This is a genomic window from Geothrix oryzisoli, assembly GCF_022808865.1.
Classification (GTDB): domain Bacteria; phylum Acidobacteriota; class Holophagae; order Holophagales; family Holophagaceae; genus Geothrix; species Geothrix oryzisoli.
On the sequence record NZ_JAKZLB010000002.1, the window covers coordinates 162,430 to 181,615 of the forward strand.

General features: G+C 70.4%; 18 protein-coding genes. 8 read left to right on the forward strand and 10 right to left on the reverse strand.

Going from position 1 to position 19,186, the window contains the following annotated elements:
• Positions 1-41 precede the first annotated feature (41 nt).
• The 3 genes from MLE43_RS05470 (at position 42) to MLE43_RS05480 (ending at position 4,652) form a co-directional block, all read left to right on the forward strand.
• Positions 42-1,901 (forward strand): aspartate ammonia-lyase, encoded by a 1,860-nt coding sequence (locus MLE43_RS05470; RefSeq protein ID WP_243302466.1) that lies wholly within the window; start codon positions 42-44, stop codon positions 1,899-1,901.
• 82 nt (positions 1,902-1,983) lie between these two features.
• Complete coding sequence (locus tag MLE43_RS05475; RefSeq protein ID WP_243302467.1) at positions 1,984-3,522, forward strand: acyl-CoA carboxylase subunit beta; 1,539 nt, start codon at positions 1,984-1,986, stop codon at positions 3,520-3,522.
• An 8-nt stretch (positions 3,523-3,530) separates the two neighbouring features.
• Positions 3,531-4,652 carry a hypothetical protein gene (locus tag MLE43_RS05480; RefSeq protein ID WP_243302468.1) on the forward strand — a complete coding sequence of 374 codons (1,122 nt, stop codon included), beginning with the start codon at positions 3,531-3,533 and terminating at the stop codon, positions 4,650-4,652.
• 49 nt (positions 4,653-4,701) lie between these two features.
• Here the strand turns inward: MLE43_RS05480 and MLE43_RS05485 are convergent, their stop codons facing one another.
• The gene (locus MLE43_RS05485) at positions 4,702-5,232 is read right to left on the reverse strand and encodes a GNAT family N-acetyltransferase (protein WP_243302469.1); all 531 of its coding nucleotides are present in this window, start codon (positions 5,230-5,232) and stop codon (positions 4,702-4,704) included.
• Here MLE43_RS05485 and MLE43_RS05490 point away from each other — a divergent pair.
• From MLE43_RS05490 to MLE43_RS05510, 5 genes are all read left to right on the forward strand, one after another.
• Positions 5,231-6,010 (forward strand): MBL fold metallo-hydrolase, encoded by a 780-nt coding sequence (locus MLE43_RS05490; RefSeq protein ID WP_243302470.1) that lies wholly within the window; start codon positions 5,231-5,233, stop codon positions 6,008-6,010. The two genes, MLE43_RS05485 and MLE43_RS05490, sit on opposite strands and share 2 nt — an antisense overlap.
• Positions 6,011-6,026: 16 nt before the next feature.
• Positions 6,027-6,722 (forward strand): LolA family protein, encoded by a 696-nt coding sequence (locus MLE43_RS05495; protein ID WP_243302471.1) that lies wholly within the window; start codon positions 6,027-6,029, stop codon positions 6,720-6,722.
• A 34-nt stretch (positions 6,723-6,756) separates the two neighbouring features.
• On the forward strand, positions 6,757-7,383 hold the full coding sequence (locus tag MLE43_RS05500; protein ID WP_243302472.1) for an FHA domain-containing protein: 627 nt from the start codon (positions 6,757-6,759) through the stop codon (positions 7,381-7,383).
• Between the two features lie 35 nt (positions 7,384-7,418).
• Entirely contained in the window at positions 7,419-9,137 is a 1,719-nt protein-coding gene (locus tag MLE43_RS05505) for a hypothetical protein (RefSeq protein ID WP_243302473.1), read from the forward strand.
• Between the two features lie 110 nt (positions 9,138-9,247).
• Positions 9,248-9,880: a flavin reductase family protein gene (locus MLE43_RS05510; RefSeq protein ID WP_243302474.1), complete on the forward strand. Its 633-nt coding sequence runs from the start codon at positions 9,248-9,250 to the stop codon at positions 9,878-9,880.
• Between the two features lie 20 nt (positions 9,881-9,900).
• Here the strand turns inward: MLE43_RS05510 and MLE43_RS05515 are convergent, their stop codons facing one another.
• The 9 genes from MLE43_RS05515 to asd form a co-directional block, all read right to left on the reverse strand.
• The gene (locus MLE43_RS05515; RefSeq protein WP_243302475.1) at positions 9,901-10,737 is read right to left on the reverse strand and encodes a bifunctional transcriptional activator/DNA repair enzyme AdaA; all 837 of its coding nucleotides are present in this window, start codon (positions 10,735-10,737) and stop codon (positions 9,901-9,903) included.
• 62 nt (positions 10,738-10,799) lie between these two features.
• Positions 10,800-11,957 carry a type III PLP-dependent enzyme domain-containing protein gene (locus MLE43_RS05520; protein WP_243302476.1) on the reverse strand — a complete coding sequence of 386 codons (1,158 nt, stop codon included), beginning with the start codon at positions 11,955-11,957 and terminating at the stop codon, positions 10,800-10,802.
• Between the two features lie 40 nt (positions 11,958-11,997).
• Positions 11,998-13,152, reverse strand: coding sequence for a hypothetical protein (locus MLE43_RS05525; RefSeq protein ID WP_243302477.1), 1,155 nt, complete (start codon positions 13,150-13,152; stop codon positions 11,998-12,000).
• Between the two features lie 59 nt (positions 13,153-13,211).
• Positions 13,212-14,327, reverse strand: a complete 1,116-nt coding sequence (locus MLE43_RS05530; RefSeq protein ID WP_243302478.1) for a pyridoxal phosphate-dependent aminotransferase — start codon at positions 14,325-14,327, stop codon at positions 13,212-13,214.
• Between the two features lie 28 nt (positions 14,328-14,355).
• A complete protein-coding gene (locus tag MLE43_RS05535; protein WP_243302479.1) occupies positions 14,356-15,177 on the reverse strand; it encodes a 2,3,4,5-tetrahydropyridine-2,6-dicarboxylate N-succinyltransferase in 822 nt (273 codons plus the stop codon).
• Complete coding sequence (gene dapA, locus MLE43_RS05540; RefSeq protein ID WP_243302480.1) at positions 15,177-16,079, reverse strand: 4-hydroxy-tetrahydrodipicolinate synthase; 903 nt, start codon at positions 16,077-16,079, stop codon at positions 15,177-15,179. The genes MLE43_RS05535 and dapA overlap by 1 nt, the downstream gene beginning before the upstream one ends.
• The gene (locus MLE43_RS05545; RefSeq protein WP_243302481.1) at positions 16,076-16,795 is read right to left on the reverse strand and encodes a 4-hydroxy-tetrahydrodipicolinate reductase; all 720 of its coding nucleotides are present in this window, start codon (positions 16,793-16,795) and stop codon (positions 16,076-16,078) included. Before MLE43_RS05545 ends, dapA begins: the two co-directional genes overlap by 4 nt.
• The gene (gene lysC, locus MLE43_RS05550) at positions 16,792-18,132 is read right to left on the reverse strand and encodes a lysine-sensitive aspartokinase 3 (RefSeq protein WP_243302482.1); all 1,341 of its coding nucleotides are present in this window, start codon (positions 18,130-18,132) and stop codon (positions 16,792-16,794) included. The genes MLE43_RS05545 and lysC overlap by 4 nt, the downstream gene beginning before the upstream one ends.
• Positions 18,129-19,184 carry an aspartate-semialdehyde dehydrogenase gene (gene asd, locus MLE43_RS05555; protein ID WP_243302483.1) on the reverse strand — a complete coding sequence of 352 codons (1,056 nt, stop codon included), beginning with the start codon at positions 19,182-19,184 and terminating at the stop codon, positions 18,129-18,131. Before asd ends, lysC begins: the two co-directional genes overlap by 4 nt.
• Positions 19,185-19,186 lie beyond the last annotated feature (2 nt).

Below are 19,186 nucleotides of genomic sequence, written 5' to 3' on the forward strand. Positions count from 1 at the left end.
GGTAGCATGGCCGAAGGCTCGGATCGGGCCGGAGGTCTTTTATGGATGCCATCACGTCTGTCCTTCGCCGCTGCGAAATCTTCTCGGGACTGTCCGATACGGACCTCGGCCTGATCGCCAAAGCCGCCCGACGGCGCGAGGTGCCCGCCGGAACCCGGCTCTTCGGCCAGGGCGAACCCCGCAAGGGAGCCACCGTCATCGCCGAAGGTCGCGTGGAGATCACGCGCGACAACGGCGAGGGGGCCGAGCCCGTGGTGATCCTCGGACCCGGCGATGTCGCCGGCGAGCAGTCCTTCCTGGCCGTCAGCACCCATACGGCCACCGGCGTGGCCCTCACGCCGGCCGTGCTGCTCGACCTGGACCGCGAGGCCGTCCTCGCGAACCTCAGCCAGGATGGCGCGGTCGCCATCACCGTGCTCAGCAAGGTCGCCAATGTCCTGCACCAGCGGATCCTCTACTCGGCCACCCCCCGCACCGGCCGGGAACAGGCCTACGCCAGCGGCCGCACCCGCCGGGAATCCGACCTCATCGGCCCCCTGGACGTGCCCGAGGATGCCCTCTTCGGCGTGCAGACTCTGCGCGCCGTCCACAACTTCCCCATCACGGGCACGCCCACCAGCCACTTCCCGGCCATGATCCGCGCTCTGGCCATGGTCAAGCAGGGGGCCGCCCGCGCCAACGCGAAGCTGGGCCTCCTGGACCCCACCATCGCGGAGGCCATCGACCGCGCCTCCCAGGAGATCATCGACGGCCACTGGCATGGCCACTTCCCCACGGACATGGTGCAGGGCGGCGCCGGGACCTCCACCAACATGAACGCCAACGAGGTCATCGCCAACCGCGCCCTGGAGCTGCTGGGCCACAAGCGGGGCGAGTACGCCCACTGCCATCCCAACGACCACGTGAACCTGGGCCAGAGCACCAACGACGTCTACCCCACCGCCCTGCGCCTCAGCACCATCTTCATGCTGCGGAACCTGCTGGACGCCATGGACCGCCTCAAGGCCGCGCTCCACGCCAAGGGCCGTGAGTTCTCCGACGTCATCAAGATGGGCCGCACCCAGCTGCAGGACGCCGTGCCCATGACCCTGGGGCAGGAATTCGAAGCCTACGCCGTCACCACCGGCGAGGACATCCAGCGCCTGCAGGAGACCGCCCGCCTCTTCCTGGAGGTGAACATGGGCGGCACGGCCATCGGCACGGGCATCTGCGCCGATCCGAGCTACCCGCGGGTGGTGGTGGAGGAACTGCGGAAGGTGACGGGCCTGGAGATCCTGCTCGCCGAGAACCTGGTGGAGGCCACACCGGACACCGGCGCCTTCGTCATGTTCTCCGGCGTGGTGAAGCGGGCCGCCGTCAAGCTCAGCAAGCTCTGCAATGACCTGCGCCTCCTCAGCAGCGGCCCCCGCTGCGGCTTCGGGGAGATCAACCTGCCGCCCATGCAGCCCGGCAGCAGCATCATGCCCGGCAAGGTGAACCCCGTGATCCCCGAGGTCGTGAACCAGGTGGCCTTCTCGGTCATCGGCAACGACCTCACCATCACCCTGGCCGCCGAGGCCGGCCAGCTCCAGCTGAACGTGATGGAGCCCATCCTCGCCTACAGCCTCGCCACCAGCCTGCGCACCCTGACCGCGGCCGTGAACGTGCTCACCACCAAGTGCATCGTGGGCATCACCGCCAACCGGGACCGCTGCCGCGACCTGGTGGAGCACAGCATCGGCATCGTCACGGCCGTCATGCCCGCCATCGGCTACAAACGTGCCACCGAGGTGGCGAAGGAGGCCCTGGAGACCGGCGTGCCGGTGCGGGAGCTCATCCTCCGCAAGGGCTACCTGACCCCCGCCGAGCTGGACGAGGCCTTCAGCCTGGAGGCGATGACCCAGCCCCGGCCCATCCGGTAGGGGCATCCCCCACGCCGTGCGGTAAACTGGCAGCCGATCCCCCACGCGATCCGCTGCCAGTTATCCGTACCCGGGAGCCCCTATGTCCCTCGAGAAGAAGATCGAGACCCTCAAGGCCAAGCATGCCCAGGCCCTGGCCGGCGGCGGCGAGGCCCGGGTCCAGAAACAGCACGAGGGTGGGAAGCTCACGGCCCGGGAGCGCATCGCCGCCTTCCTCGACGAGGGCTCCTTCGAGGAGATGGACGCCCTCATGGTCCACCGGGCCTGGGGCGTGGAGAAGATCCCCGGAGATGGCGTGGTCACCGGCTTCGGCCGGGTGGACGGCCGGCCCGTGGCCATCTTCGCCCAGGACTTCACGGTCTTCGGCGGCTCCCTCAGCGAGGCCTACGCCAAGAAGATCTGCAAGATCATGGACCTCGCCATGAAGGTGGGCTGTCCCGTCGTGGGCCTCAACGACAGCGGCGGCGCCCGCATCCAGGAGGGCGTGGTGAGCCTCGGCGGCTACGCCGACATCTTCCTGCGCAACACCCTGGCCAGCGGCGTCATCCCCCAGATCAGCCTCATCATGGGTCCCTGCGCCGGGGGCGCCGTCTACAGCCCCGCCATCACCGACTTCATCACCATGGTGAAGGGCACCAGCTACATGTTCGTGACGGGCCCGGACGTCATCAAGGCCGTCACCCACGAGGAGGTCACCAAGGAGGAGCTCGGCGGCGCCGGCACCCACGCGGCGAAGTCCGGGGTGGCCCACTTCGTGACCCAGAGCGACCTGGCGGCCCTGGCCCACACCCGCGAGCTGCTCTCCTTCCTGCCCAGCAACAATCTGGGCGAGGCCCCCCGCAAGGCCCCCAAGCGCGAGATGCCCCTGGAGAACCCGGACCTGGACAAGGTGGTGCCGGACGATCCCGGCAAGCCCTACGACATCCGGGACATCATCCGCGGCGTGGTGGACGACGCCCACTTCTTCGAGGTCCACGAGGCCTTCGCGCCCAACCTCGTCGTGGGCTTCGCCCGCATCGACGGCCGCAGCGTGGGCATCGTGGCCAACCAGCCCGCCTTCTACGCGGGCGTGCTGGACATCGCCTCCAGCGAGAAGGGCGCCCGCTTCGTGCGGTTCTGCGACGCCTTCAACATCCCGCTCATCACCTTCGAGGACGTGCCGGGCTTCCTGCCGGGCGTGACCCAGGAGCACGGCGGCATCATCCGCCACGGCGCCAAGCTGCTCTTCGCCTTCTGCGAGGCCACGGTGCCCAAGATCACCGTCATCACCCGCAAGGCCTACGGCGGCGCCTACTGCGTGATGGCCAGCAAGCACATCCGCACGGACTTCAACTTCGCCTACCCCACGGCCGAGATCGCCGTCATGGGCGCGGAGGGGGCCATGAATGTGCTGCACGGCAAGTCCATCGCCATCGCGCCGGATCCCGCCGCCCGGAAGGCCGAACTCGTGGCCGAGTACAACGAGAAGTTCGCCAACCCCTACATCGCCGCCGAGCACGGCTTCGTGGACGAGGTGATCCTCCCCCGCGAGACCCGCCAGAAGCTGGTCAAGGCCCTGGCCTTCCTCGAAACCAAGCGCGACACCATGCCGCCCAAGAAGCACGGGAACATCCCCCTCTAGGAGCTTCCATGCGCGCCGCCCTGCTCGTCCTCGCCACCCTCACCCTCACCGCGCAGGACGAGCGGGCCTTCCTGGACTCCCTCGCCCGGCTGCAGCGCAACGATCCGGCCGGCAAGCGGGACCTCGAGACCGGCAGCCCCCTCCGCGCCGCGGCCCTGGCCATGGATCCGGCGCGGGCCCCGGAAAGGGCCCGCCACGCGGCCGCCTCCTGGCTCTGGGCCAGCAACCTGATCCAGGGCCTCTCTCTCGGCAAGGACCAGTCCTACCTGCAGGCGGCCCGGCAGCAGGCGGACCTGCTGAAGGCCTGGGCGCTGCTGGAAACCGTGGGCGGGGAGCTGGCCCGGTCCCGCGACGACATCCGCCTGGAACTGGCCTGGAGGCTGCTGGACCTGGACCGGATGCGCTCTGCCTACGCCGCCGTCTCCGCGAGACCCGACCTGGACGTCCGCGAGCTGGTCCACTGCTTTATCGTGTCCGCCCACCTCGGCGACTGGACCGCCACGACGAGGTACGCCAAGGCCCTCAGCGACCAGGGCGGCAGGTTCGAGGGCTTCCATGCCGCGGCGGAAGCGTCCCTGACCACCTTCGACTACCAGTCCCTGCTCAAGGCCATCCAAACCGAGCATCCGGCTCCGACCTCGGGCCCCCTTCCCGTCCGGAGCTACCGGGTCACCAAGCAGCGCGTGAAGATCCGGCGGGTCACCGGCGGCGACAAGGCGCTGCTGAAGGAATCCGAAACCTGGCCCAGGGACTGGGTGACCAAGCCCGACGCGACGTCCGGCCTCCTCCAGGTCGGGGCCGCGGCCCACTGGGTGGAGGGCACCGCCCAGCCGCCGGTATCCGGATTCATCGACGCCACCCGGCTCTACCTCCTCGGCTACCGGGAGACCCAGGGCGAACCCGGCGACTCCGGCCGCCAGGAGCAGGCGTGGGACATGCACCCCGATCCGAAGGTCCCGGGGCGGTGGCAGGGGACCAACACGCTCACCGTCTGGCGCGGGGGCGCAGCTCCGAAGGCGGAGCCCGCGCTCCACGTGACCTTCGAGGTGGAGTGGGAGATGCGCCCCACGGAGACCTACCTCGAGACTTCCGCGGCTCCCCCCTCCGCGCCCGCGAAACCGGCTCCATGAGCGCGTGATCCCGGACCCGGCGATTCCCGGCTGGGGCGGCGGCGCGGAATCAGCGCCGGTTCTTCCACAGCTTCGGCGTCTTGATTCCAGCCCCCATGACCAGACGCATCTCGCTGGTGGGCACGAAGCCCATGCGCTGGTAGAGGCCCTCGGCCTCGAGGCTCGCGTGCAGCTCCATGATCTCCAGGCCCAGCTCCCGGCCCAGGTCCAGGGCCGCGTCTGTGAGGCGGGCGGCCAGGCCCTGGCGACGGTGCGTGGGCTCGGTGTAGATGTTGAAGAGGTAGCCGCGCACGGAGAGCGGCGTCACCGGCGTGGGGAGCGTCTCCCGCATCAGCATCAGCACGCCGGCCACGGGGCGGCCGTCGTCCTCCATCAGGAAACCCCGGCACTGGCCCGTCACCAGCCAGTTCCGCAGCTGGACGCGGAAGGTGTCGGCCATGCGCCGCAGCCCCTCCTCAGACCCCGTCTCCATCGCACGGAACAGGGCCACGCGATGGGCCACGTGGATGTCCAGATCGGCGGTCGAGGAGGGGCGGAGTGAAAGCTTCATGCGGTCAGTGTAGGCGCTATCCTGGGCCATGCACTACGCCGCCCTGGCCTCCGGTTCCAAGGGGAACTGCCACGCCCTGTCCGAGGACGGCCTGACCCTGCTCATCGATGCGGGCATCTCGCTGCTCCAGATCCGCCGCCGCATGGAGATCCTGGGTCTGGATTCCAATTCCGTCCGGGCCCTGGCCCTCACCCACGAGCACTCGGACCACATCGGGGCGGTGGGGGTGATCCTCCGGAACACGGACTGGGCCATCCTCGCCACCGCCGCCACCCGCACGGCCGTGGAGCGGATCCAGGGTATCGACATCCCCCCCTCGCGGTGGATCGAAGTGGAGGCCGGCCGGTCCTGCAGCTGGGAGGGCTGGCACCTGCGGCCCTTCGCCCTGCCCCACGACGCCGAGGATCCCGTGGCCTACCGGATCGAAGCGGGCGGCCAGGCCGCCGCCGTGGTGACGGACCTGGGCCACCCCACCGCCCTGGTCGCCGACCACCTCCAGGATCTGGACCTGCTGGTACTGGAGGCCAATCACGACGTGGACATGCTGCGCGAAGGCAGCTATCCCCCTCAGCTCAAGGCCCGCATCCTCAGCCGGGTGGGCCACCTGAGCAACGCGGCCATGGCCGAACTGCTGGGGCGGGCACTCTCCCCACGGCTGAAGCAGGTGGTGCTGGCGCATCTCAGCGAATCCAACAACGATCCCGCCCTGGCCCGCTTCGCCGCTGAGGAGATCCTCCGGGGCACCTCCGTGGCCCTGCATGTGGCCCACCAGCGGGAGCCGCTCGTCCTGCCCCCTGCCGTGGCCTGAGTTTCCCGGGAGTCCGATGTTCCGACGCACCCTGCTCCACCTCCTCCTGGCCCTTCCCACCCTGGCCCCGTCCCTGGGTGCCCAGGCGGCCCCCCCCTCCCTGCGCGAGGCCGTGGAACGCTTCGATGCCGCCCAGGCCCAGGTGCAGACGCTGCAGTGCCCCTTCACGCTGACCCTGCGCCGGTCCCTGCTGAAGACACCTTCGGTGACCAGGGGGACCCTCTACCTGCAGGGGTCCGACTTCGTCCACTTCGCCTTCCAGCCGCCGGAGGACCTCATCCTCCACCTCACCCCCAAGGCCCTCATCTCCTACAGCCCCGAGGCCCGGGCGGGGGAATTGATGAAGATCGGCCTCATCAAGAACGCCAACCGCAAGTTCCTGGGGCTGGGCCAGAAGCTCAGCTACCTGTCCGAGTACTTCCAGATCCATCTGGGCGAGGCCAAGGACCTGCCCGGCACCTGGTTCCTGGCCATGACTCCCCGCACCCTCTCCATGCGGAAGCGGATGCAGGCCCTGAATCTCTGGGTGGACAAAGACACCTGGCTGCCCCGCCAGGTCCAGTGGATCGAGCGCAGCGGAGACTCCTGGCTGGTGGAGCTGGGGCCCCTCCGCACCAACCAGCCCCTGCCCCCCGCCGTCACCGGCTTCAAGCTCCCGGAAGGCATTCCCCTCCGGAACGAGTTCAGCTTCTTCGCCACCCGGAAGAAGTAGCGGTAGACTGCACGGGAGATCCCACGGGGGCCCGATGATTGTGGTGTGCCCGGCCTGCCAGGCCCGCTTCCAGTACGATGACAGCCGCTTCGGCACCGCCCGGGCCAAGCGGTTCAAGTGCCCGAAGTGCGCCCACCTCTTCGAGGTGGCCAATCCGGCGGCGACGGTGCTGGCGCCTCCGCTCGAGCCGGTGCCGCCCCCCGAACCGCCCCTCACCATGCCCGTGCCCGAGCAGGAGCCTCCCAACGAGGCCACGCTGGCCTCCGCCTTCACCACGGCCCGCCGGGACCGCGACTCCATCCTGGTGGCCGCGGGCCTCCAGCAGGCCGGCCTACCCTCGGGCTTCAAGTTCAGCCTGGCCTTCCTCACGGGCCCCCAGGCCTCCACCGTGCAGGTGCTGGATCGGCCTGTGATCGTCATCGGCCGCGAAGAGGGCGATGTCATCACCCAGGACCCCGAGACTTCCCGCCGCCACGCGGTACTGGAGATCCGGGGGGATGGGACCGTGTGGATCACCGATCAGGATTCCACCAACGGCACTCAGGTCAGTGGCGAGCGCATCACGGGGACGGTCCAGCTCATCAGCCAACAGGAGTTCACCTGCGGGAACAGCACCTTCATGCTGCTGGTGCGCAACACCAACGAGTACCCGCTGCACTGAGCCCCTGACCCCACAGATCCGATCCGAGCGATGCCATGACGCCAGACCCTTACGCGCCCTACCTCCGCCAGGCGGACCAGCTGTTTGCCTCGGGCGAGCTCGTCAAGGCCGGGCAGATCTGGCAGGCGATCCTCAAGCAGCAGCCGACCCACGCCGAGGCCCGCGAGCGCCTGCTCGCGCTGCGCGAGCGCCTGCTCGCCCAGCGCGAGGCCGAGGCACGGGCGGCCGCGCCGCCACCCCCCGCCCCGGTACCCCCGCCGGCGCCCGTCCCGGTTCCGCCCCCGGCACCCCCGGCCCCTTCCGGGGAGGAGCCCGATCGGCTGGTGATCCAGGGCTGCACGCTCTATGACATGGGCCAGGTGCAGGACGCCCTCCAGAAGTGGGAGCAGGTGCTGGCCATCGACCCCACGCACAGCCTGGCCCTGGGCTATGCCAACGCCGCCCGCCGCGAACTCGGACTCCCCCCCCTCCAGGGGTCGGCCCCGGCGGCTCCGGTGGAAGAGGCTCTCCCGGCCCCGGATGTCGATGTGGACAAGCTGCTGCGGGAGGCGGTCCAGCTCTACGACATGGGGCTCACGGAAGAAGCCATCTCCAAGTGGGAACAGGTCCTCACCCTGGAGCCCCAGCGCGAGGAGATCCATGGCTACCTCCGTCAGGCCCGGCACGAACTGACCCTGCCCGGGAACCAGCCGGTGGCGCCCGCCGCCGTGCCGGCTTCGCCTCCACCCCCACCGGCCCCGCAGCTGGAGGCCGAAGGCCTGGCCCTGAAACTCCGCCAGGCGGAACACCTCCTGTCGCTCCAGCGCCACGATGAGGCGGCCTTCACCTATCAGCAGGCCCTCCAGCTGGCTCCGGGCCATCCCGAGGCCCTGGCGGGTCTCGAGCGCTGCCGGCGGCGTCCCCCGAGCCCGACCGGATCCATGGCCCAGGCCATCGCCCTCGATCCTCCGGGGCGCATCACCGTGGTCGAGGAGGAACCCACTCAGATCCTCCCGGATCCCGGTCAGGTGGAGCCCCCCGCCTCCATGACCCGGGCGACCGCGGCGCCCCGGGAAGGCCTCTCCCTGCCGGGTCGCCTCCAGGCGGCCTCGTCCGGCCTGCCGTGGCTGCGCGAGCCCAAGGTCTGGGCCATGGCTGGAGGGGGCGTCCTGGTGCTGGCCGCGGGCCTCTATGCCCTCCACACCTACCGCCAGGACCAGGAGCTGAAGGAGGCCGTGAAGGCCGCCCGCCAGGCGGCGGTGGCGCCGGTTCTCCAGCAGGCCCAATCCCCGGATCTGTCCGAAACCCCCGCCGCGATCCTCCGCGAGGGCGAGACCGTCCTGGAAGCGGAGCCCCTGCGGGCCTACCTCCGGGCCCAGGCCGTACTGACCCAGAACCCCGGCGACGCCGCGGCGGCCCAGCTGCTGGAGAAGGCCCGGGCCGCCCTGGCGGGGGGGGCCACCGGCGCCAGCCTCCCGGAGTTCCAGAAGCACCTCCAGAATGGCGATCTGGATGCGGCCGCCAAGGTCATGGACGCCCTCCTGCGGGCCCAGCCCGAGGATGCGGACCTCCGGGCCCGGGCCGCCCGCCTGCAGCTGGCCCTCTGCGGCGCGCACGCCGCCCAGGCCAAGTGGGACGAGGCCGGCGAGGACCTGCGCCGGGGCCGGGCCCTCCTTCCCAGCGACAAGTCCTGGCAGGCCCGCCTCAACCTCCTCGAGCGCGTGAAGACCCTGCCCAAATCCCAGCAGGCCGCCTGGCTGCCGCTGCTCGGCTAGGCCGCAGACCGACCCCCATTTCGCGGCAAGAACCGGGTCGCCCCGGGGTGCCGGCGCGCCGGATGCTGGGCCACGGGAGCGCCTTGGGCCTCCCGCCTGGGAGGTGCGCCATGCACAAGGTCGTCCATCCGAAGATGCTCTACTTCGGGACCCCGGTGGTCCTCATCAGCACGCTGAATCCCGATGGCTCGCCCAACCTGGCGCCCATGTCCTCGGCCTGGTGGCTGGGGGACACTTGTCAGCTGGGGATGAGCCGCCGGTCGCGGACCGTGGAGAACCTCGCCCGCGAGGGGGAGTGCGTCCTCAACCTCCCTTCTCAGGCGCTGGTGACCGCCGTGGACCGCCTGGCCCTCCTCACGGGGAGCGACCCGGTGCCGCCCTACAAGGCCGCCATGGGCTACCGGCACGAGCCCCGGAAGTTCGAGGCCGCAGGCCTGACCCCGGTCCCCGCGGACCTGGTGAAGCCGCCGCGGGCGCTGGAGTGCCCCGTCCACCTGGAGGCCCGGGTCCGCGGGATCCGCCGGATCGGCGACGAGGACAGCCACCTGGCCGCCATCGAGACCCAGGTGGTCCGCGTCCACATCGACGAGGCCCTGATGCTGCCGCGGGAAGGGGACTACGTCGATCCCCAGCTCTGGCAGCCCCTGATCATGAGCTTCTGCGACTTCTTCGGTCTGGGCGGGGGGCCCCTCCTGCCCTCCCGGCTGGCCCGGGCCTGGCGCCCGCCCGTGGCGGCCTCCTGAGGCCCCGGCCCAGGAAGGGCTCAGGCCGTCCTCGCCCGCTCGAAGGCGAGGATGGCCTGCTTCCGCGCAGCGCCCCAGTGGTACTGGCCCAGGGCCCCGGTGGCCTGGATCACGCGGTGGCAGGGGATGAGCCAGGCGATGGGGTTCTGCCCCACGGCCGTGCCCACGGCGCGCACGGCGTCCGGGGCGCCGGACAGGGTGGCCAGATCGCGGTACGACACCGCCTGGCCCGGGGGAACCCGCAGCAGGGCCTCCCAGGTCCGGAGCTGGAAGGGCGTGCCCTTGAGGACGAGGCTGAGGGGTCGGCCCACCCCCTCCCGCATGCGGGCTTCGAAGGCCTCCGCGTAGGGGCGGACGAGGGCGTCCCCTCGCTCCAGGTGTGCTCCGGGCCAGCGGGCCTGGAGCTCGGCCAGGGCGCCGTCCCGGCCCCCCTCGCCCAGGAAGGCCAGACCGCAGAGCCCCCGGTCGAGGGCCGCGAAGAGAGCCGGGCCGAAGGGCGTCTCCTCCACCCCCCAGTGGACCGTGAGGCCCCCGGCCTGGGCCTTGTACTCCCCGGGGGTCATCCGCTCGAGAGAGAGGAAGAGGTCGTGCAGGCGGCCGGGGCCCGAGAGGCCCACCGCATGGCTCACCTCGAGCAGGCTCCGGGATTCGGCGAGCATGCGCTTCGCCTCCGCCAGGGTCAGGACCTGGAGGAAGCGCTTGGGGCTCACCCCTGCCCACCGCTGGAAGAGCCGCTGGAAGTGGAAGGAACTCAGGCCCACCTCCTCCGCCACCTGCTCCAGGCTCGGCTGCGCTTCCGCGTGCTCGGCGAGGAAGCGGATGGCCCGCTCCACCCGGCTGTAGTCGCTGCTGGACATGGGGACCTCCCAGATCAGGATGCGATCGCGGAGATCCCGCGCCCACCCGGATCTTGCGGGGATCAGCCCGCCACCCAGATCTCCGGCGGCACCGGGTGGCTGAGGAAGTGGGTCATGCCCTCGTTCAGGCCGTAGGCGCCGGCGGTGCCGAAGGCCAGCAGGTCCCCCGTCGCCAGCTCCGGCAGGCGCAGCTCACCCAGGCGGTCCAGGCTGGTGCAGAGGGGTCCCGCCAGCGTGTAGGGCAGGGTCCCCTCGCCCTTCCCCACAACCTTCACGGGGAACGGCTGGCCCGTCAGCAGGGGCCGGATGAGGTGGTTGATGCCGCCCTCCAGGATGGCGAAGCGGGTGCCGCGGCTCTCCTTGAGGCGCACCACCCGGGCCAGGTAGATGCCGCAGGGGCCGGCCAGGAAGCGGCCCGGCTCCAGGATCAGCTCGCCCTTGAACCAGGCGTGCCGGGCCAGCAGATCCGACAGTCCCTGTCCAAAAGCCGTCAGGTCTAGCGGCGTTTCGTCCGGCGCGTACGGCACGCCCAGCCCCCCGCCCAAGTCGATCTGCTCGAAGGCGAGTCCATGGGTCTCAAACAGGCGCTTCGCCAGGTCCAGAACCGCGCCGTGGATGGTCCGCAGCTTGGCGGCGTCCCGCTGGTTGCTGGCGGCGAAGACATGCAGGCCCCGGATGCGGACGTGGTCCAACTTGGCGGCCTTTTCGAGCAGCGCCGGCAGATCCTCTTCGTCCACGCCGAAGGCCGAGGGCCCGCTGCCCCCGATGATGCGGTTGCCCTCGTCGATGTCGAAGGCTGGGTGCACCCGCAGGTTCACCGCTGTCTCCCGGGTGGCCAGGGCGTCGATGCGGGCCAGGTCCTCGAAGCCTTCGGCCTGCACGCGAACCCCCATGAACATCGCCTTCTGCAGCTCCGGTATCCGCTTGCCCGGCCCGGCGAAGAAGGTGCGGCCCGCCGGCAGGCCCAGCGCCTCCACCCGCTCCAGCTCCCCGATGGAGGCGCAGTCGAAGCTGGCGCCCAGGGCGGCGAAGCCCTTCAGCAGGTCCGCATGCGGGTTGGCCTTCACCGCATAGGCGAGGCGCACCCGCTGGGGCAGCACACGGCGCAGGGCCGTGAACTGCTCCGCCGCCACGGCTGCAGAGTAGGCAAAGCAGGGCGTGCCGTGGGCCTCCGCCAGTTGCTGGCAGGTGGCGTCGTCGAAGGCGAAGAGGGAAGTCATGCAATTCCATTCAGGCAGAAGGAAGGCGGAACGAAAATAGTTAGTGATGGATGTCCCAGTTGTAGACCACCGTGAGAAACCCCTTGAAGGCACGGTCTGTATCGTAGGGATCGGCAAAGAGCCCGGTCGCGACAAGCCGTTCGTTCGTCATCCCAAACAGGTAATGCCAGATCATGGTGAACCCTTCCTGGAAGCGAACACCCGAGCGGGAGTAGCTGAGATCTCCGAGTTCTCGTTGAAGCTGGGAGTAATGCTGTTTCAGCCATGCCGACATAACCTGTCGTCCAATGGCGCGAACGTTATTGACCATGGGTTCATCGCGCCTGGATAGGACCGGAATTCTAAGGCGGAAGCGACCGGCCTCCTCCCCGACCCAACCATAGGCTTGGAGGATGGGCATCAATGTGGCCACCGCCGAGCGATCGAGGCCCTTGCTTCGACCCAGGTCGTCCAAGGATGCCGAGCCTTCGCGCAACGCCATCATGATGCGGAGCATGGGGTCGGTAAACTCAGAAGGGGGGGTCAGCCGTTTACAGGCATAGTCCCCGAAGTTCGTGAGCCAGAGGCCATTTTCATCGCTAGTCTGGCTTCCCCAGTACAAGCCACGGAGCGATAGTGAGCTGGATTCCTCGGCGTGTGGCACGTAGTTTCCGTCTGGTCGTGGGCGAGTGGCGGCTCTGTACCCCTGCTCGGACGTAACCACAAGACCATCCCAGTCCAGGCTCATACAACCCAACACGATAAAGGCAAGATCCCGGCGGTCCACGCCGGGAACGTCATAGGCCGCCAAGGCGCCCAGAAGCTCCCCTTTGCGGGCATCCAGGGCCCTGGCTAGTGACTCTGCATGAGGGCGGACGGTCTCCCGGATGCGCTTCTGGTCCGACACTGTGAAGAGGGCGAAGTTCAGGTGATACCGACCCTCCTCTTTCCGAATCAGTCCCAGGGCTAGAAGATCCTTGAGAGCCCCCGGTGCATCCGCCAAGGCTTTCGCCGCCGCAGATTCACTCAAGGGTTCCTTGGCTAATTCCAGAAGGAACTTCTGCACGGGTAGTCCACTCATGGTCCTGAAATAGTTCGGAGACTTGCCCATGTTGATAGTGCCGACGATCGAGGCCCTAAGTGGCGGCTCGGATTCGGAATAGAGCGGCGGCCCCGCCAAGAGTAGGAGCAGCAGCTTGAAAAGAGGTCGGCCCATTATGGAACCCCGCAAATAGGCTTGAGTGTTGGTTTTATATCATCGAATCCGGTGCCATCTCATTCGTTCCAGTAGGGCGCGAACCGCCGCACGCCTTCCCGCAGCTGCTCGGGGGTGGCAGCGAAGCTGAGGCGGGCGTGGCCGCGGCCGCCTTCGCCGAAGGCCAGGCCGGGGATGAGCACCACCTTGGCCTCGTCGCGCAGGCGCAGGCAGAAGGCCACGGGATCGGCGTGGGCGGCCTCGGGCAGGGGCATGAAGTGGTAGAAGGTGCCATCGGGGGCCGCCACCGTCTGGCCCAGTTCCTTGCGCAAGGCCGCGGCCAGGGCCTGCCAACGCTCGCCCACGGCGGCCCGGGCCTCGGCGAGCACCGTGTCGGAATGTTCGATCAAGGCCAGGGCGGCCCACTGGGCGGGCGTGGCCGTACCGGTCACCGCGTAACCGTGCACCGTGCGGGCGGGCACCAGCCAGGCGGGATCGCCCACGGCCCAGCCCACGCGCAGGCCCGGAGCGCCCCAGCCCTTGCTCACGGAACTCGTCACCACGCCGCGGTCCGTCACGTCCCGCAGGCTGGGGCAGCGGGTGCCGAAGTGCAGGTCGCGGTAGACCTCGTCGGAGATGAGCAGCACGCCCCGGGCCGTGCAGGCGTCGGCCACGCGCTTGAGGGCCTCCAGGCTGCCGCCTCCGCCCGTGGGGTTCGAGGGCAGGTTGAGGATCACCGCGGAGGTGTCCGGCGTGGCGTCCAGCACGCGGATCAGGGCCTCCGCATCCAGGCGGAAGCGATCCTTCGACAGCGGGTAGGGCACCGCCTCGGCGCCCGCCATGAGGGCGAGGGCCGGATAGGCCACGAAGCCGGGATCGGGCACCAGCACCTTCGTGCCCGGCTCCACCCAGGCCTGGAAGAGCGAGAACAGCGCCCCCTGCGAGCCCGTGGTGATGAGCACCTCGTCCACGTGCGCGCCGTGGAAGGCGGCCACGGCCTTCCGCAGATCGAGCAGGCCCACGTGCGGCACATAGGGACAGGGGCCCGGGTTCTGCAGCAGGGCCTTCCGGCCCACCTCCGGCAGGTCCCAGGTGGGCTCGCCCAGACCCAGGGGGATGGCCCCGGGCGGTGTACCGTCCGTGATGGCGCGGATGGGCGAGGGCTTGAGCAGGGATAGGCGGGAGGCGGGCTTCATGGCTTCTCTCGGTCGGGCCGGAACAGGGCTACCTCAGCGCCTGTTCCAGGGCGGTGGCCGCGTCGGTCCTGTCGTCGCGGTACTTCACGATACAGGGGGCCGACACCTGGAGTCCGTGAGCCTTGGCATAGTCGCCCGAGGCCGGGCGGGAACCCGGCACCACCACGGCGCCCTCGGGCACCTCCTGGCGCAACTCCCGGCCATGCACCAGGTCGTAGATCACGGTGCTGCCGGTGATGATCACGCCCGAGGCCAGCACGGCCCGCTTCCGCACGACGATGCCCTCGAAGAGACCCACGAGGCCCCCCACGAAGGCGTCGTCCTCGACCACTACGGGCCGGGCACCCGCGGGCTCGAGCACGCCCCCGATCTGGGCGGCGGCGGAGAGGTGCACGCGCTTGCCGATCTGGGCGCAGCTGCCCACCAGAGCGTGGCTGTCCACCATGGTGCCCTCGTCCACGAAGGCACCCACGTTCACGTAGGCCGGCGGCATGATCACCACGCCCCGGGCGATGTGGGCGCCGCGCCGCACGGAAGAGCCGCCGGGCACGAGGCGCACCCCGTCCTCCAGCCCGAAGTGGCGGGCCGGGTAGGCCGTCTTGTCGAACATCGGAAAGCCGGGCCCCGGCATCTCCACGAGGTTCGTGCGCCGGAAGCCGCAGAGGATGGCCTGCTTCACCCAGGGGTTGGCCTGCCAGCTGCCGTCGGGCTGCTGCTCGGCGGCCCGCACGATCCCACTCTCCAGGGCGGACAGGAGCACCTGGTGCATGGCCGGGGCTTCGGGATCGTTGGCCAGGTCCTCGGGAGGGCGGCTGAAGAAGCGGTGGATGGTACCGAGGTCGACGACCATCAGATCACTCCGGGGAAGGTGCCCTCGGTGGAGAGGCAGAGGGCTTCGGCCAGCCGGGTGCGCGTGGCGGCGACCGCAGGGACCAGGGGCAGGCGCAGACTGTCTCCGCAGAGACCCAGCATGCGGAGGGCGGCCTTCAGCGGGATGGGGTTGCTCTCCACGAAGAGGGCGTCCATGAGTGGCAGCAGCTGCTGGTGGAGGCGGAGGGCCTCGGCCCGGTCGCCCCGGCGGGCGGCGGCGACCAGGGCGGCGGTCTCTCGGGGCAGGGCGTTGCCCAGCACCGAGATCAGGCCCGAGGCCCCGACGGCGATGGCCGCCACGGCGAGGTTGTCATCGCCGGACAGCAGGACCTTCCCTTTGGGCAGCTGACGGACGATCTCCGCGATCTGGGCGAGGTTGCCGCTGCTCTCCTTCACGGCCACCACCTGGGGGTTCTCCCACAGGCGGGCCAGCACGGGCGGCGTCACGTTCAGCCCGGTGCGGCCCGGCACGTTGTAGGCGATGATCGGCAGCCCCGGCGCCGCCTCCGCCACCGCGGCGAAGTGGGCCACCAGGCCGTCGGGCGTGGGCTTGTTGTAGTAGGGCGTCACCACCAGGGCGCCCTGGGCCCCGAGGGCCTGGGCCCGCTTCGTCATGGCCGCCGCCTGGCGGGTGGCGTTGTGGCCCGTGCCCACGACCACGGGATGGCCTCCGGCCTCCTCGAGGCAGGTGGAGATGATCGCGTCCCGCTCGGCATCGAGGATGGTGGCAGCCTCACCCGTGGAGCCGAGCGGCACCAGGAAATCCGCGCCGCCGGCCACCACGTGGCGCACCAGCTTGCGGTAGGCGGGCAGGTCCACCTCGCCCGAAGCCGTAAAGGGCGTGGCCAGGGCGACGGCCAGTCCGGACAGGTCGAGGGTCATGGTCTTCCTCCGAAAACGAACAGGGGATCGAGCAGGTCGGCAGCCAGGTGGTCCATGGTGAACACGCCCTTGCGTCCGTGCAGCCACTGGGCGGCCACCAGGGCGCCCTGGGCGAAGGGGGCGCGCGAGCGCGCCCGGTGGGTGAGCTCCAGCACCTCGGCCGGCGCGTCCAGGCCGAGGGTGTGCGTGCCGAACTCGGCGCCGGCCCGGATCACGCCCAGGCTCAGCTGGTGGGGCGCCGGGGTGCCGAGGGTCCACTCGGTCTTGCGGGGACAACCCGCCATCAGAGCCGCCGCCAGGGTCTTGGCCGTGCCCGAGGGCGCGTCGGCCTTGAGCCGGTGGTGGCGCTCCACCAGGTAGGGATCGCGGGCGGGATCCAGGGCGGCGAAGCGGCCCAGCACGGTGGCCATCCGGGCCATCAGGGCCACGGTCAGCGAGAAGTTGGAGGCGGTCAGCACGCCGATGCGGCCGGCCACCCGGGTCTCGAGATCCGGCAGGGACCAGCCGGTGGTGCCGATCACCAGATCGGTGCCCGTCGCCAGGGCCCAGGCCAGGTGCGCCTCCACGGCCTCCGCCACGCTGGCGTCGAGGGCCACGTCGGCCCCGGCATCCGGGGTCTCGTCGCGGCCGACCTGCCAGGCCAGGGCCGGCCCGGCCTCGGCGGCGATGGCCGAGCCCAGGCGGCCCTTCCCGAAGAGCCCCAGGCGGAGCGTCACGGCGCCCCCCCCACCAGGACCTTGTGGAGGCGCCGCAGGGCCTCGTCGCCCTGGTCGCGGCGCACCACGAGGCTCAGGTTGATCTCGTTGGCGCCCATGCTGATCATCTCCACGTTGATGTCGCCCAGGGAGGAGAGCAGGCGCGCCCCCAGGCCCGGCGTGGACTTCAGGCGCTCGCCCACGGCGGCGATGATGGCCCGGTCCTCGTTCACCTCCACCGTGGCGAAGGCGGAGAGGTCCTTGATCAGCGCCTTCAGGGGCATGTCCGCTTCCACCGTGAGGGAGACGCTCACCTCGGCGGTGGCCACCAGGTCGACGCTCACGCCGCGCCGGCCGAACACCTCGAAGAGGCGGGCCAGGAAGCCGCTCTGAGCCAGCATGCGGGAGCTGCTCACCGTGAGCACCGTGACCGGCCCGCGGCTGGCCAGGGCCGTGATGGGCCGGCCCGTGTGGACCTCGGCCGAGATGGTGGTGAAGCGGCCCTCCGGCTTCTGCGTGTGGCGCACGGTGACGGGGATGCGCGCTTCCACGGCGGGCTGGATGGTGGCCGGATGCAGCACCTTCGCCCCGAAGGCCGCCAGCTCGGCGGCTTCCGCGAAGCTCAGCTCGGGGATGGGCAGGGCCTCGGGGACGATGCGCGGGTCGCAGGTGAGCACGCCTTCCACGTCGGTCCAGATCTGGACCTCGGCCGCTCCCAGGGCCGCGCCGAAGAGGGCGGCCGAGAAGTCGCTGCCGCCCCGTCCGAGGGTGGTGGTGAGGCCGTCCTCCGTGGCGCCGATGTAGCCCTGGGTGACCACGGCCCTGCCCATGCCCAGCAGGGGTTTCATGAGGTCCTGCGCCAGGGCTCGGATCGCCTCGGGCTGAGGCGCCGCTTCGCCGAACACCGCGTCCGTCCGCAGCACGGTGCGGGCGTCCACCCAGGCGCCGCCCACGAAGGCCGCGAAGACCCGCGTGGACAGGCGCTCGCCCAGCGAGGCGATGGCATCCATGCTGCGGGGGCTCAGCTCGCGGAGCATGGCCACGCCCCGGAGCAGCAGCTCCAGTTCCCCGAAGAGGTCCGTCAGGGCCGCATCCAGATCCTCGGGCACCGCGCCCCCGAAGAGATCCTCGGCCGCCTTCCGGTGGGCGGCCATGAGCTTGCGCTGGCGCTCCATGGCGCCGCCCAGGTCCCCGGCCTCCGCCGCCTTGGCCGCGTCGAAGAGGCCGTTGGTGGTCTTGCCCATGGCGGACAGCACCACCAGGGGCGCCTGGGGGAGCGCCGCCTTCACCAGGCCCGCCACCTGCCGCATGCAGGCCGCATCGGCCACACTGCTGCCGCCGAACTTGAGGACGATCATCGGAGGTACCCCTTCGCGTGGGCCAGTTCGGCGTTGAGGATGCTGCCACCGGCGGCGCCCCGTTCCGTGTTGTGTCCCAGCAGCGCGAACTTCACGCCGAGGATCGGGCACGCGCGCAGGCGGCCCACGTGCACGCTCATGCCCCCGTCCGTCTCCACGTCGCGCCGCACCTGGGGACGATCCTCCAGGGTGTGGACGTGGATGGGCACGGGCGGCGCGGAGAAGAGCTTCAGCTGCTGGGGTTCCGGCCTCCAGGCCAGCCAGGCGTCGCGCACGGCCTCCAGAGAGGGGTTGCCCTTCAGCTTCACGCTGACCGCCTCCGTGTGACCCTCGATGACGGGAACGCGGTGGCACATGGCGCTCACGAGCATGGGCGCCAACTCCACCTCCTTGCCCGTGAAGCGGCCCAGCATCTTCGGGGTTTCCTCCTCGACCTTGGGCTCCTCGTTGCGGATGAAGGGGATGACGTTGCCCAGGATGTCCAGGCTGGCCACGCCGGGATAGCCTGCGCCGCTGATGGCCTGCATGGAGGTCATCAGCACGGCCTCGATGCCGAAGGCCCGCTGCAGGGGCGCCAGGGCCATCACCAGCACCGTGGAGGTGCAGTTGGCGTTGGTGACGATGCCGCCGCTCCACCCGTGGTGGTGCCGCTGGATGTCCAGCAGGCCCAGGTGGTCCGCGTTGACCTCCGGCACCAGGAGGGGCACCTCCGGCGACATGCGGAAGGCGGCGGCGTTGGAGAACACCATGGCCCCGGCCCGGGCGAACTCGAGCTCCAGTTCCTTGGCGGGGCCCGTGTCCAGGGCGCTGAAGATCACGGGCGAGAGGGCGAACTCCGGGGTGCCTTCGGCCATGACCTGGTCGCCCAGGCCGCCGTAGGGCTCGCCGTCCAGGCGCCAGGCGCAGGCGTCGCGGTAGCGCTTGCCCGAGCTGCGCTCGCTGGCGGCCAGATGCTCGACGCGGAAGAGGGGGTGGTTGGCCAGCCGGCGCACGAAGCGCTGGCCGACGACGCCGGTGGCGCCCAGGACGGTGACGGGGATTTTGGCGGTCATGG